The sequence below is a fragment of the Bradyrhizobium sp. AZCC 1610 genome (genome assembly GCF_036924515.1).
GTDB lineage: Bacteria > Pseudomonadota > Alphaproteobacteria > Rhizobiales > Xanthobacteraceae > Bradyrhizobium.
Genome location: NZ_JAZHRR010000001.1, coordinates 1,099,686 through 1,113,283 on the forward strand (window position 1 = coordinate 1,099,686; position 13,598 = coordinate 1,113,283).

A 13,598-nucleotide genomic window follows, 5' to 3' on the forward strand; every position below is an offset into this window, starting at 1 on the left:
TTCCACAGCCGCCACGGCAAGTTTTCGACAACCAATCCACAGGCTTTTCCCGCCATTACCCACCGGCTTTACGTACATTGTCCCCATCCGCCGCATGACTTAGCCGAACAGCGCGCGATGATCGCCCAGGATCACCTTCGCGGCGTTATGGCCGGGGGCGCCGGTGACGCCGCCGCCGGGATGGGCGCCCGAGCCGCAATGATAGAGGCCTTTCAGCGGCCCGCGATAATCGGCATGGCCCAGCATCGGTCGCGCCGAGAACAATTGGTTCAATGTCAGGGCGCCGTGAAAGATGTCGCCGCCGAGCAGGCCGAACTGCCGCTCGAGGTCGAGCGGCGACAGCACCTGGCGGCCAATCACGCTTGCCGCAAAGCCCGGCGCGAATTTATCCACCGTCGCGATCATGAGGTCGGCGACCTCGTCGCGATGATCGTCCCATGATTTCCCGTCCGGCAATTCCGGCGCGACATGCTGGCAGAACAGGCTCGCGACATGCTGGCCCTCCGGCGCGAGCGAATCGTCCAGCGTCGAGGGGATCAGCACTTCCACCACCGGCTCGCGGCTCCAGCCATAGCTGCGCGCGTCCTGCCAGGCGCGGTCCATGTAACCGAGGCTGGGCCCAAGGATGATGCCGGCGGTGAGATGGTCGCCGGCGCCAGGCAATGCGGTGAAGGAAGGCAGGGCGTTCAGCGCGACATTCATCCGGAAGGTGCCGGAGCCGTTGCGCCAGCGCGCGATGCGTTCGAGGAATTCCGGCGGCAGCGCGCCCGACGGCACGAGCCGCGTATACAGCAATTTCGGATTGACGCCGGAGACGATGTATTTCGCGCGGATCGTCTCACCATTGTCGAGGATGACGCCCGCGGCGCGCCCGCCCTCGACGATCACTTCGCGCACGCCGGCTTCGGTTTCGATCTCGGCGCCGTGCCCGCGCGCCGCGCGCGCCATCGCCTGCGTGATCGCGCCCATGCCGCCGATCGCGTGGCCCCACACGCCCTTCTTGCCGTTCACTTCGCCGAATGCATGGTGCAGCATCACATAGGCAGAGCCTGCGGCGTAGGGACTGGCGTAATTGCCGACGATGGCGTCGAAGCCGAACAGCGCCTTCACCAGGTCGTTCTCGAAACGCTCGTCCAGCATCTCACCGGCCGAGCGCGTGAACAGGTCGAGCAGGCTGCGCTGCTGTTCCAGCGAAAGCTTGCGCAGGATGCCTGCGGTGCCTATGGCGTTAAAGGCTTCGCGAATCGCGCCGATTCCAAAACCCTCGACGATGTTCGGCGGCGCGCGCAGTACGAATTGCCGCAGCACGTCGGCGATGGCCTCCAACTCGCGCGAGAAGGCGTCGATACTGATAGCATCGTGCGGGCTGAGTTTCTCGACCGATTGCCGGGTGCGGCCCTCGCCGGTCAGGAGATAGCTGCCGTCGGGCGCGGGCAGAAAATTCTGTGCGCGGCGCTCGACGATGCGCAGGCCGTGATCGGCGAGCTTCAGGTCGGCTGCTATCTGCGGGTTGAGCAAGCTGACCGTATAGGCGGCCACCGAGTTGCGGAAGCCGGGGTGGAATTCCTCGGTCACGGCGGCGCCGCCGACCGCCTTGCGGCGCTCCACCACTTTCACGCGAAGGCCGGCCATCGCGAGATAGGCCGCGCAGGTGAGGCCGTTGTGGCCCGCCCCGATGATGACAACATCCGTCTCGTTCATGCCAGCTTCAGCTTCAAGAAAGTTTGATTAGAGGGATTCGTCATTCCGGGATGGTCCGAAGGACCAGACCCGGAATCTCGAAATTCCACAATGTGCAATTGCACATTGGGGTTCGATGCCTCGCATCGCCCCGGAATGACGAGTCTTATCCCGCATTGCTCGCCGTGTCGCCCTATGCTCCATTGCGCGCCTCCGGCGGCCCTGCCGGAAATCCCGCCACCGGCGCCCGCCGGTTTCCAGCCGGAGTTTTGATGATTTCTCCCGATCTGTCCGTTTCAACGGACCAGCCTTCCGAAAATCGGAACCGGCTGGTCCTGGTCGTCTACACCGCCGCGATCTTTGTCAGTGCGCTGCTGCTGTTTTCGGTGCAGCCCTTGTTCACCAAGATGGTGCTGCCGCGGCTCGGCGGCTCGCCGGCGGTGTGGTCGGTGGCGATGGTGTTCTTCCAGTCGCTGCTGCTTGGCGGCTATGCCTATGCGCATTTTCTGATGCAGCTCCGCAACCGCATGCTTCCCGTGGCGATCCATCTGCTGCTGCTCGTGGTCGCGATGCTCACGCTGCCGTTGTCGATCTCGGGCGGGTGGGGCAATCCGCCGACGTCAGGCTATGCGCTCTGGCTGCTCGGCCTGTTTGCGGTGTCGATCGGGCTGCCGTTCTTCGCACTCGCCGCCAACAATCCGCTGCTGCAGGCCTGGTTCGTCCGCACCGGCCACCCCAACGGTCCCGATCCTTACTTCCTCTATGCTTCCTCGAACGTCGGCAGCTTCCTGGCGCTGTTGTCCTACCCGGTGCTGCTGGAGCCGATATTCACGCTGCGCACGCAAAACCTGATCTGGACCGGCGGCTATGGCCTCTTGATCGTGCTGATCGCAACCTGCGGCGTCTTGCTGCTGCGCTCGCCGGCGAATACGGCAAAGTTGAACATGCCGGACGACGACACCGACGCGCCGGCGCCGTCATGGATTCTGCGCGCCCGTTGGATCTTCCTTGCCGCCGTGCCGTCGGGGCTGCTGATCGCGGTGACTGCGCATATTTCCACCGACGTCGCCGCAGCGCCCTTGCTGTGGGTGCTGCCGCTGTCGCTCTATCTCTTGACCTGGGTGCTGGTGTTCCAGTCGCGGCCGCTGTTGCCGCACAAATGGATGCTGCTGGCGCAGCCGCTGGCGATCGCCGGCGTCGTGGTGCTGCTGGCGTTCGGCGGCGAGCAGAATCTGCTGCTGACGCTTGGCGGCCATCAGCTCTGCTTCTTCGTGATCGCGATGGCCTGCCACGGCGAACTGGCGCGCACCCGCCCGCCGGCGAAATATCTTACCGGTTTCTATGTCGCGCTGTCGTTCGGCGGCATGGTCGGCGGCCTCTTTGCCGGCCTGATCGCGCCGTTCACCTTCTCATGGGTTGCGGAGTATCCGATCCTGCTGGCGCTTGCGGCGCTATGCCGGCCGCCCGGCGGCGAACGCCTGCCGCGCTGGAGCGCGTGGTACTGGCCGTTCCTCGCGGCGCTGGCGGTGGCCTTGATAGCGCCGGCCTGGTCGACCGGAAAATGGTTCAACTGGTTCGAAGAACATCGCGTCTGGGTGATCGGCGCGGTCGGCGTGCTGGCGGCGCTGCTGGCGCTCGGCCTCAACGCCAACCGCTGGAAGATCTTTGCGACCGTCGCGGTGGCGCTGGTGCTGCTGCGCGCTTACCCTTCCGACGACGGACGGGTGGAGACGGTGCGAAGTTTCTTCGGCGTCCACAAGATCGTGGTGACGCCGAACGGCCAGTATCACGTGCTGATGCACGGCACGACGATCCACGGCGCCGAGAAATTCAAGAACGACGACGGCACGCCGATCACCGGCCAGCCGGAACCGATCACCTACTATCACAAGGAGGGCGGCATCGGTCAGGCGATCACGGCGATCCGCGAACGTAAAGCGGCCCCGCTACGCGTGGCGGTGATCGGGCTCGGCTCCGGCACGCTGGTCTGCGCCTCCGAGCCCGGCGAGGAGTGGAAGTTCTTCGAGATCGACCAGTCGATGGTCGATACCGCGCGCGACCCGAAATACTTCACCTATATCCACGTCTGCGAGCCGAACCTGGAACCCGTGATCGGTGATGCGCGGCTGACCTTCGCGCGCGAGCCCGACGGCGTCTACGATCTGATCATCGTGGACGCCTATTCGTCGGATGCGATCCCGGTTCATCTGGCGACCGAAGAGGCGATGGAAATCTACAAGTCCAAGCTGGCGCCGCAGGGCGCGGTGTTGATGCACGTCTCCAACCGGCATCTGGAACTGTCGAGCGTCGTCGTGGGCATCGCCGACGCCAACGACTTGAAGAGCTGGGTCTACAGCGAGGATTCCGGCCGAGACAGTGAATACATCTTCTCGACCACGGTGGTGGTCTCGGCGCGGGAAGAGGCCGACGTCGGCAAGCTGGCGTCGTCAGATCAATGGGCGCTGACAGAGGCCGAAGACGACCAGCGAGTCTGGACCGACGATTATTCCAACGTGCTGGGCGCGGTATGGCGGCGGCTCAGGAAAGGCGAGGAGTAGCGGGTTGCGGTCAGGCAAGGCGCGCCTATGATTGAGGACGCCCCAATGAAGGAAAACCCGTCATGGCCAGTTTCACTCCCGTATCGGCCGCGATCGGCGGCGTGCTGATCGGGCTTTCCGCCGTCCTGCTGATGTTGTCGACCGGCCGGATCGCCGGCATCAGCGGCATCTTCAGCGGCCTGTTGAATTTGCGCGGCGAGGACAAGGGCTGGCGTATCGCTTTCATCGTGGGGCTCATTCTGGCGCCCGTGATCGCCGGCCTGATCGGTTACGGAATGGCGCAGCCCAAGCTGCCATCGAGTTGGGCCGTCATTGTCGCAGCAGGACTGCTGGTCGGGTTCGGCACCCGGCTCGGCGGCGGCTGCACCTCCGGTCACGGCATCTGCGGAATAGCACGGCTGTCGCCGCGCTCGATCGCCGCCACCGTCGTCTTCATGGTGACAGCGGTCATCACGGTCGCGATCACGCATCACGTGTTGGGAGGTTGAGCCATGTGGATCATTGCCCCCTTGTTGTGCGGCCTGATCTTCGGTGCGGGCCTGCTGATTTCAGGCATGGTGCAGCCGACCAAGGTTTTGGGTTTTCTGGACATCTTCGGCGCGTGGGATCCGAGCCTCGCGGTGGTGATGGCGGCCGCGCTCGCGGTGTCGGTGCCGGGCTTCAGGCTGGCCAATCGCCGTTCACGGCCGTGGCTTGCCGGGCAATATTTCTGGCCGGGCAAGTCGGGGATCGATCTGCCGCTGGTCGCGGGCGCCGCGCTGTTCGGAATCGGGTGGGGCCTTGTCGGGTTATGCCCGGGGCCGGCGCTGGAGAGCCTGGCGACGCTGTCGCCCGGGGTCATCGTCTTCGTCGTCGCGATGGCCGCCGGCATGATGGCTCACGATGCCTGGCAACAGTCGCGGCTGATGGCGCAACGCGAGCGCCTGCTGGCGAGTGCGACGGACGGCTGAGATTGTAGCTCGCGGACGTTCTGCGGCCGCGATGAAGCCGCCCGGCTAATCCTGATAGGTGAACAGCCCGCGCTGCTGATAAGTCTGCCGCGGTTGATAGTAGTGGCCCTGCGGCGCCGGCGCATAGCCGCGGTTGTCGTAGTATTGCTGCTGTTGCTGCTGCTGATAGGCTTGGGTGTCGTAGACGCGGCGGCTCGGCGCCGGATAGCGCGCTTCGTTCGAGGTACCATCAGCGGGATATATATAGCCGTCGTCGGCCCGGGTCTGCGGCGCGACGCGCTGCTGTTGCGGCGTGATCACGACGGGATCGCCGGCGGCGGAATCATATTGCGGCAGTGGCGCGCGACGGGCGACGGCGGTGTTGCCGCGCGGCCGCGGATTGCGCGCCAGCGCGACCTGGGATGAACCGGACAGCGTCACCGTGGTGTTGAGCACGCCTTGCTCCTTGACCAGCGCAAAGAGTTTTGCGGCATTCTCGCGCGACAGCCGCACGCAGCCATGCGAAGCGGGAGCGCCGAGACGGTTGACGGAATCAGTGCCGTGGATGGCGTGGCCGATCTTCGTGAAGAAGATCGAGTGCGGCATCGGCGCCTCGTCGAATTCCTTGGAGTAGTGGTCCTCCTCCATGCGAAAGGCGCGGAAGCTGCCGTTCGGCGTCTCGTAGGAGGGAAGGCCCGACGACACCGGCCACCGGTACGTTTCGACGCCGTCGACGGCGACGGTCATCTGCTGGTTGTCCTTGTCGACTGTGATGGCGACCTTGGCTTGGGCCGTGCCCGAGGCAAACAGCGTCAGGGCGGCGACGGCAATGAGGAAGGAACGCATTTTACCTTTGGCCTCCAGGCCTCTGACTAAAGCTGCCGGCTCTCCGTCCCCGGCATCCAATATGCCCGGAAACCGGCACTGGTTCCAGTGGCCTGCGCCCGCAATCGTTAACGCCCGCCGCGGCGCAAACAAGGCGTCAGGACGGCGCAATCGGCGGCAAAGTGCTGACTTTTTCGCGAGCGGTGTCCCGACGGACCGTAGCCCGGGTGGAGCGAAGCGAAACCCGGGACTTCACTCGATCGCGAGAATCCCGGATTGCGCTTCACTCCATCCGGGCTACGAGTCTCGCGTCAATTCTTCAGCCGGTAACCGGTCCGGAAGATCCACCACACCAAAACCATGCAGATGGCGAGGAAGCCGAGCGTCATGCCCAGGCTCAAGGCCACGCTGACGTCGGCGATCTCGTAGAAGCTCCAGCGGAAGCCCGAGATCAGATACACCACCGGATTGAGCAGCGTGATGGTGCGCCAGCCCGACGGCAGCATGTTCACCGAGTAGAAGCTGCCGCCCAGGAAGGTCAGCGGCGTCACGATCAGCATCGGGATCATCTGCAGCTTTTCGAACCCGTCGGCCCAGATGCCGATGATGAAGCCGAACAGGCTGAAGGTCACGGCCGTCAGCACCAGGAAGGTCAGCATCCACCAGGGGTGATGGATATGCAGCGGCACGAACAGCGCCGCGGTCGCCATAATGATCAGCCCGAGGATGATGGATTTGGTCGCGGCCGCGCCGACATAGCCGATCACGATCTCGATATAGGAAACCGGCGCCGACAGGATTTCGTAGATGGTGCCGACGAATTTCGGGAAGTAGATACCGAACGAGGCGTTGGCGATGCTCTGCGTCAAGACCGACAACATCACCAGCCCCGGCACGATGAAAGTGCCGTAGCTGACGCCCTCGACCTCGGTAATGCGGGAGCCGATCGCGGCGCCGAACACCACGAAATAGAGCGAGGTGGAGACCACCGGCGAGACGATGCTCTGCAGCAGCGTGCGCCAGGTGCGGGCCATTTCGAACAGATAGATGGCGCGGATCGCACGGTAATTCATGGCGCCCTCACCAGGCTGACGAAGATGTCTTCAAGGGAAGATTGGCGGGTATCGAGGTCCGAGATGCGAATGCCGGCGTTCCTGAGGTCGTTGAGCAGGCTGGTGATGCCGGTGCGGTCGCCCTTGGTATCGTAGTCGTAGATGACCGCGTGGCCGTCGTCCGACAGTTCGAGATTGTAGGCCGCGAGCGAGGCGGGGATCGCATCGATCCTGCTTTGCAGATGCACCTTCAATTCTTTCTTGCCGAGCTTTTGCATCAGCCCGGCCTTGTCCTCGACCAGGATGATCTCGCCCTTGTTGATGACGCCGATGCGGTCGGCCATCTCCTCGGCTTCCTGGATGTAATGCGTGGTCAGGATGATGGTGACGCCGGAAGCCTGGAGTGTACGCACTACGTCCCACATGCCCTTGCGCAATTCGACGTCGACGCCCGCGGTCGGCTCATCCAGGAACAGGATCTGCGGCTCGTGCGACAGCGCCTTTGCAATCATCACGCGGCGCTTCATGCCGCCGGAGAGCGTGATGATCTTGGAGTCCTTCTTGTCCCACAGCGACAGGTCTTTCAGGACCTTTTCGATGTGCGCTGGATTCTTGGGCTTGCCGAACAGGCCGCGGCTGAAGCTGACGGTCGCCCATACGGTTTCAAAGGAATCGGTGTGCAACTCCTGCGGCACCAGCCCGATCAGCGACCGCGCGGCGCGATAGTCCCGGTTGATGTCATGGCCGCCGACGGTGACGCGGCCCTCGCTCAGATTGGCGATACCGCAGATGATGCTGATCAGCGTCGTCTTGCCCGCGCCGTTCGGCCCGAGCAGCGCGAAGATCTCGCCGCGCTTGATGTCCAGATTGATACCGTTCAGCGCCTTGAAACCGGAGCCGTAGGTCTTTGAGAGATTGGAGACGGATATGATAGGGGGCATCGCGAGCATGGCAGTCTGAAATGGAAATGTCGGCAACGACAAAGCGGCGCTTCGGCCGAATCGACGCGGGAGAGGGTGGGAACCGGGAGATAGGAACGCGCGGAGCATTCCGCAATGGTGGAATCTACTTTGCTGTAACGAAGCCTTCGCAGCGTATTTGTTCTCTGCCAGCCTCAAAACGCCGACGGTCTCCAAACTGCATATTCTTATGACGCGGGTAACAGCCATTGGCCTTGTGCGGCTTGCACAACAGACAGCCGGCGCGGGCGGACTTCGGGCGCTTGCGCTTGTGGTTCATGAGGCGAGTTTACACTCGCTCCACAAAACTATCGACCACCTTCTTCTCGCCGGCTTTCTCGAACGCAATCGTCAGCTTGTTGCCGTCGATTTTCACCACATGGCCGTAGCCGAATTTCTGGTGAAACACGCGGTCGTCGAGCGAGAATTCCGAAACCGTGCCGGTGGATTTCGCGACCAGTTCACCTTCGATCACTATCGGGCCACGCTTGTTGCGTGAGAAGGCATCGCTGCGCGAGCCTGAAAATGGCGACTGGTTTTCCTCGAAACCGCCGCGGGCCTGTCCGCGACCACTCTGGCCGCGGTTGCGATTGGCCTGTGCGCGCTGCCAGCCCGGCGTGGTGTAGCTGGAGCCGAAGGATTCGACATTGTCGAAGCGTGAGGGGCCGTAGCCGCCGCTGCCGCCCCAGCCGGAGCCGCCCTTGGACTCCGTGATCTCGACATTGGCTGAGGGCAGCTCGTCGAGAAAGCGCGACGGGATCGTGGTCGACCACGTGCCGTGGATGCGGCGATTGGTGGCGAAATAGAGTTTGGCGCGGCGGCGGGCGCGGGTCAGGCCGACATGGGCGAGGCGTCGTTCCTCTTCGAGGCCGGCGCGACCCTGTTCGTCGAGCGTGCGCTGGCTCGGAAACAGGCCTTCCTCCCAGCCGGGCAGGAACACATTGTCGAATTCGAGCCCCTTGGCCGAATGCAGCGTCATCAGCGACACTGCTTCCTCCTCGGCGCCGCCGTCGCGGTCCATCACCAGCGAGATGTGTTCGAGAAAACCTTGCAGGTTCTCGAACTCTTCCATCGAGCGCACGAGTTCCTTCAAATTATCCAGCCGGCCCGCGGCGTCGGCCGAGCGGTCCTTCTGCCACATCTCGGTATAGCCGCTCTCGTCGAGCACGATTTCGGCGAGCTCGGTATGTGTGGTGACCTCGCGCTGGGCGCGCCAGCGGTCGAATTGCGCGACCACGTCGCGCAGGCTCCCGCGCGCCTTCGGCTTCAGCTCGTCGGTCTCGACTACGGCGCGGGCGGCCTCGAACAAGGGGATGCGGCGCTTGCGGGCGTGGTCGTGCAGCATCTGCACGGTGGCGTCGCCAAGGCCGCGCTTGGGCACATTGACGATGCGCTCGAAGGCGAGGTCATCGGCGGGCGAATTGATCACGCGCAGATAGGCCAGCGCGTCGCGGATTTCAGCGCGCTCATAGAACCTGGGACCGCCGATCACGCGATAGGGCAGGCCGAGCGTGACGAAGCGATCTTCGAACTCGCGCATCTGGAACGAGGCCCGCACCAGGATCGCGACCTCGTTGAGGTTTTCCGCTGATCGCTGCAGTTCCTCGATCTCCTCGCCGATGGCGCGGGCTTCCTCTTCCGAATCCCAGGAGCCTGTTACGGTGACCTTCTCGCCGTCGACATCCTCGGTGCGCAGCGTCTTGCCGAGACGGCCTTCATTGTGCGCGATCAGATGCGAGGCGGCGGCCAGGATGTGACCTGTCGAGCGGTAATTGCGCTCGAGGCGGATGACTTTTGCGCCGGGAAAATCGTGATCGAAGCGCAGGATGTTGTCGACCTCCGCGCCGCGCCAGCCATAGATCGACTGGTCGTCGTCGCCGACGCAGCAGATGTTCTTGAGGGGAGCGGCGGGGGCGTTCTTCTCCCTCTCCCCGTCCTTCACGGGGTCGAGACGAGCGGAGCTCGCTCTTAGAGGGTCGGGGTGAGGGGCTCCTTCCACGAGCTCAGCCTGCGAAGAGTCCCCCTCACCCGGATTGCTTTGCAATCCGACCTCTCCCCGCAAGTGGGGCGAGGTGATCTCGCCCGGAATGATCGCGGAAAGCGGGACCCCCGGCCGCGACGGCGCCTGCGACAGCAGCCGGAGCCATAGATACTGCGCGACGTTGGTGTCCTGATATTCGTCGACCAGAATGAACTTGAAGCGGTTCTGGTACTGCCGCAGCACATCGGGGTTTTCACGAAACAGCCGGATGTTCTCTAGCAGCAGATCGCCGAAATCGGCGGCGTTGAGGATTTTCAGCCGCTCCTGGTAGCTGGCGTAGAGTTTGCCGCCCTTGCCGTTGCCGAACATGACGGCTTCGCCCGCCGGCACCTGGCCGGGCGTCAAGCCGCGGTTCTTCCAGCCGTCGATCAGTCCGGCCAGCATGCGTGCGGGCCAGCGCTTGTCGTCGATGTTCTCGGCCTGCAGCAATTGCTTCAAGAGCCGCACCTGATCGTCGACATCGAGCACGGTGAAATTGGATTTGAGCTGCACCAGCTCGGCGTGGAAGCGCAGGATGCGGCCCCCGATCGAGTGGAAAGTGCCGAGCCACGGCATGCCCTCCACGGCCTGGCCAAGCATCTGGCCGAGGCGCAGCTTCATCTCGCGCGCGGCCTTGTTGGTGAAGGTCACCGACAGGATTTCATGCGGGCGAGCCCGGCCCTGACTCAGGATGTGGGCGATCCGCGTGGTCAGCACGCGGGTCTTGCCGGTGCCGGCGCCGGCCAGCACCAGAACCGGTCCGTCCAGCGTCTCGACCGCCTCGCGCTGTTCGGGATTGAGCCCGTTCAGATATTGCGGGCCGGCCGCGGCCCGCGCACGCGCGGCGATGCCGCCAGCCGCTGGCTGGTGCTCGGGGACGCCGCGATGGGGCAGTTTGCTCGGCTCGGTCATGCTCGAATCGTGTTGGCCCCACGATGGCACCGTGAGGCGGTAAAGGGGAGCCTTCTTAGCAGGGATTGAGGGCCATATAGGGCCTCGCCGGCCGTTTTGACAGGTTTATGCGATCGCGTTTGCAGGCCGGATTTTGAGGCTACGCTGCGATTTTGTTCCGCCGGAATCGTCAAATTTCGCGATTTTGCCGCCCGGAACCAACATTACCGGCCCGGATTGGTCCTGTAGGCGATGCGCGACGCTTCAGTCGTTGCCGTCGCGAAAGCAACAGCCAATTGAGGTCATGTGATGTTGAGCTGGGTCGTTACGTTTCTGGTCATCGCATTGATCGCGGGTGTTCTGGGCTACGGTGGCATCGCCGGCGCTTCCGTTGACATCGCCAAGGCGATCTTCTTTATCGCCGTGATCCTGTTTCTGGTCTCAGCGGTGGTCGGAGTGGTGCGCGGACGCAGCAACGTCTAGCGACCGGATGGGCTATCTCAGGGCATCGCGACTTTGCGGCCGATGCCCTCGGGCCGCGGAACCGCCGCATGAGAATCCCCCACCGCCTGGATGCGGGCGCGGATGTCGGGCGGGAAGGGCGCCACTTTCCGCGCATTCATGTCCATATGGAGCGTCATGTTTTCCGACGTCGCGGAGAGCCAGCCGTCGGTCGCCTGCCGCAATTCCTCGAACGTATGCAGCCGCTTCTCGTCATGGCCTAACAGATAAACCGAAATCTGAACGGGATCGCCAAGGTGAATCTCGCGCAGATAGCGAACATGGCATTCGGCGGTAAAGGTCGAGCAGTGGCGTTCCTTCATGTAGGCCGGCCCGATCCCGAGTTGCAGCCACATCTCGTCGATCGCGCGGTCCATCATGACGTTGTAATAGGCCATGTTGAGGTGGCCGTTGTAGTCGATCCATTGCGGTTCGATCTGCATCACCGAGGACAGGAACGGGGCCGGCGGCAGCGGCATATCCTTCAAATCATCCTTGGCGGCGGCAGCGGTCGTCATCATCCATCCCTTTGTTTTTGCGGGTCTCTTGACCCCCCTTATATCCTTTGCCACGGTCCGCTCAAATCCGGAGGAACTTGGCGTGGCGACGACGATATCGAATAATTTAAAGCGGCCGGAGCCGCAGGCGCTGGCAAGCGCCATTGAGGCGCTGGCGGCGCGATTCGGCAATCGGCTGATCACCTCGCAGGCGGTGCGCGAACAGCACGCCCATACCACCACCTGGTTGCCGACGCAGCCGCCTGATGCCGTGGTGATGGCGCAGGAAGCCGTCGACATCCAGGACCTGGTGCGGATCTGCGCCAAACACTCCGTTCCCGTGATTGCGTTCGGCACCGGCACTTCGCTGGAGGGCCAGGTCAATGCGCCCGCCGGCGGCGTCTGCATCGACCTGCGCGACATGAACCGGATTCTCGAAGTTCATGCCGAGGACCTTGATTGCGTGATCCAGCCAGGTGTGACCCGCAAGGCGCTGAACGAGCATCTGCGCGACCAGGGGCTGTTCTTCCCGATCGATCCCGGCGCCGACGCTTCGCTCGGCGGCATGGCCTCGACGCGGGCCTCAGGGACCAACGCGGTGCGTTACGGCACCATCCGCGACAACGTGCTGGCGCTCAAAGTGGTGCGCGGCGACGGCGAGATCATCACGACGGGCACGCGGGCGAAGAAATCAGCGGCCGGTTACGACCTGACGCATCTGTTCGTCGGTGCCGAGGGCACGCTCGGCATCATCTCCGAACTTACCATCAAGCTGCGCGGTATCCCCGAGACGATCGCAGCCGCCGCCTGTTCGTTCGAAACCGTGCGCGGCGCCTGTCAGGCGACCATCCTGGCCATCCAGACCGGCATTCCGCTCGCGCGGATCGAACTGCTCAACGCCGAGCAGGTCCGCGCTTGCAATTCCTATTCGAAGCTGACCCTGCCGGAGACGCCGCTGCTGCTTCTGGAATTTCATGGCAGCGAGGTCGAGGTGGCCGAGCAGTCCAGGAATTTCGGCGAGATCGCCAGGGAATGCGGCGGCGGCGATTTCACCTGGACAACCAAGCCCGAGGACCGCACAAAACTCTGGCAGGCGCGGCATGACGCCTATTGGTCGGTCAAGGCGCTGCGCCCCGGCGCGGGCGTGGTCGCGACCGACGTTTGCGTGCCGATCTCAAGGCTGGCGGATTGCGTCACCGAGACCGAGGACGATCTGAAGCGGCTCAATCTGCTGTCGCCGATCGTCGGCCATGTCGGCGACGGCAACTTCCACTGCTCGCTGGTCTGCGACGTCGACAATGCGGAAGAAATGGCGCGCGGCGAGGACTTCATGCATCGCCTGGTCGAGCGGGCGCAGTCGATGGGCGGCACCTGCACCGGCGAGCACGGCATCGGGCAGGGCAAGCAGAAATACCTCGAGGCCGAACTCGGTCCCGAGGCGATCGACGCCATGCGTGCGCTGAAGCAGGCGCTCGACCCGCAGAACATTTTCAATCCCGGCAAGATCGTGCCGGTGAACTAACCGCGCCCGGGGCCCGCCACCTTCGCGCTGAAACCGCAGGTGGCGGTCGAAGTCCTGCAACGGCGTTGTTCGCTCAAGGGTTGTACATTGTGGCGGCTGTCGCAGTTTGGTTCCAAACATAGCCTCGTTCCGACACAGCGCCGCCCGACTTAAACATCGTCGCG

The 13,598-nt window shown here is 63.7% G+C and carries 11 protein-coding genes; 5 read left to right on the top strand and 6 right to left on the bottom strand.

The features are described from left to right. Nucleotides 1-99: 99 nt before the first annotated feature. Nucleotides 100-1,701, bottom strand: a complete 1,602-nt coding sequence (locus V1279_RS05520) for a phytoene desaturase family protein (RefSeq protein ID WP_334433322.1) — start codon at nucleotides 1,699-1,701, stop codon at nucleotides 100-102. Nucleotides 1,702-1,952: 251 nt separating this feature from the next. Between V1279_RS05520 and V1279_RS05525 the strand changes: the two genes are divergently transcribed. From V1279_RS05525 to V1279_RS05535, 3 genes are all read left to right on the top strand, one after another. Continuing rightward, nucleotides 1,953-4,238 (top strand): fused MFS/spermidine synthase, encoded by a 2,286-nt coding sequence (locus V1279_RS05525; protein ID WP_334433324.1) that lies wholly within the window; start codon nucleotides 1,953-1,955, stop codon nucleotides 4,236-4,238. A 62-nt stretch (nucleotides 4,239-4,300) separates the two neighbouring features. Further along, nucleotides 4,301-4,726 carry a YeeE/YedE family protein gene (locus tag V1279_RS05530; RefSeq protein ID WP_334433327.1) on the top strand — a complete coding sequence of 142 codons (426 nt, stop codon included), beginning with the start codon at nucleotides 4,301-4,303 and terminating at the stop codon, nucleotides 4,724-4,726. 3 nt (nucleotides 4,727-4,729) lie between these two features. Beyond that, a complete protein-coding gene (locus V1279_RS05535) occupies nucleotides 4,730-5,188 on the top strand; it encodes a DUF6691 family protein (protein WP_334433330.1) in 459 nt (152 codons plus the stop codon). 45 nt (nucleotides 5,189-5,233) lie between these two features. On the opposite strand, the gene V1279_RS05540 is transcribed toward V1279_RS05535, so the two are convergent. The 4 genes from V1279_RS05540 to V1279_RS05555 form a co-directional block, all read right to left on the bottom strand. Continuing rightward, nucleotides 5,234-6,013, bottom strand: coding sequence for a L,D-transpeptidase (locus tag V1279_RS05540; protein WP_334433333.1), 780 nt, complete (start codon nucleotides 6,011-6,013; stop codon nucleotides 5,234-5,236). Between the two features lie 290 nt (nucleotides 6,014-6,303). After that, nucleotides 6,304-7,065 carry an ABC transporter permease gene (locus tag V1279_RS05545; protein ID WP_213287755.1) on the bottom strand — a complete coding sequence of 254 codons (762 nt, stop codon included), beginning with the start codon at nucleotides 7,063-7,065 and terminating at the stop codon, nucleotides 6,304-6,306. Continuing rightward, nucleotides 7,062-7,985 (bottom strand): ABC transporter ATP-binding protein, encoded by a 924-nt coding sequence (locus V1279_RS05550; protein ID WP_334433336.1) that lies wholly within the window; start codon nucleotides 7,983-7,985, stop codon nucleotides 7,062-7,064. The genes V1279_RS05545 and V1279_RS05550 overlap by 4 nt, the downstream gene beginning before the upstream one ends. 307 nt (nucleotides 7,986-8,292) lie before the next feature. Continuing rightward, a complete protein-coding gene (locus tag V1279_RS05555) occupies nucleotides 8,293-10,935 on the bottom strand; it encodes an ATP-dependent helicase (RefSeq protein WP_334433338.1) in 2,643 nt (880 codons plus the stop codon). A 288-nt stretch (nucleotides 10,936-11,223) separates the two neighbouring features. Here V1279_RS05555 and V1279_RS05560 point away from each other — a divergent pair, with 288 nt between their 5' ends. Next, nucleotides 11,224-11,397, top strand: a complete 174-nt coding sequence (locus V1279_RS05560) for a DUF1328 domain-containing protein (protein ID WP_334433340.1) — start codon at nucleotides 11,224-11,226, stop codon at nucleotides 11,395-11,397. A 17-nt stretch (nucleotides 11,398-11,414) separates the two neighbouring features. On the opposite strand, the gene V1279_RS05565 is transcribed toward V1279_RS05560, so the two are convergent. After that, the gene (locus V1279_RS05565; RefSeq protein WP_334433343.1) at nucleotides 11,415-11,933 is read right to left on the bottom strand and encodes a thioesterase family protein; all 519 of its coding nucleotides are present in this window, start codon (nucleotides 11,931-11,933) and stop codon (nucleotides 11,415-11,417) included. A gap of 82 nt (nucleotides 11,934-12,015) precedes the next feature. Between V1279_RS05565 and V1279_RS05570 the strand changes: the two genes are divergently transcribed. Further along, complete coding sequence (locus V1279_RS05570; RefSeq protein ID WP_334433345.1) at nucleotides 12,016-13,434, top strand: FAD-binding oxidoreductase; 1,419 nt, start codon at nucleotides 12,016-12,018, stop codon at nucleotides 13,432-13,434. Nucleotides 13,435-13,598: the final 164 nt, after the last annotated feature.

Coding starts and splice junctions, on each gene's coding strand:
- V1279_RS05530 (WP_334433327.1), top strand. CDS start 4,301: ATGGCCAGTTTCACTCCCGTATCGGCCGCGATCGGCGGCGTGCTGATC.
- V1279_RS05545 (WP_213287755.1), bottom strand. CDS start 7,065: ATGAATTACCGTGCGATCCGCGCCATCTATCTGTTCGAAATGGCCCGC.
- V1279_RS05565 (WP_334433343.1), bottom strand. CDS start 11,933: ATGACGACCGCTGCCGCCGCCAAGGATGATTTGAAGGATATGCCGCTG.
- V1279_RS05540 (WP_334433333.1), bottom strand. CDS start 6,013: ATGCGTTCCTTCCTCATTGCCGTCGCCGCCCTGACGCTGTTTGCCTCG.
- V1279_RS05535 (WP_334433330.1), top strand. CDS start 4,730: ATGTGGATCATTGCCCCCTTGTTGTGCGGCCTGATCTTCGGTGCGGGC.
- V1279_RS05525 (WP_334433324.1), top strand. CDS start 1,953: ATGATTTCTCCCGATCTGTCCGTTTCAACGGACCAGCCTTCCGAAAAT.
- V1279_RS05555 (WP_334433338.1), bottom strand. CDS start 10,935: ATGACCGAGCCGAGCAAACTGCCCCATCGCGGCGTCCCCGAGCACCAG.
- V1279_RS05560 (WP_334433340.1), top strand. CDS start 11,224: ATGTTGAGCTGGGTCGTTACGTTTCTGGTCATCGCATTGATCGCGGGT.
- V1279_RS05550 (WP_334433336.1), bottom strand. CDS start 7,985: ATGCCCCCTATCATATCCGTCTCCAATCTCTCAAAGACCTACGGCTCC.
- V1279_RS05520 (WP_334433322.1), bottom strand. CDS start 1,701: ATGAACGAGACGGATGTTGTCATCATCGGGGCGGGCCACAACGGCCTC.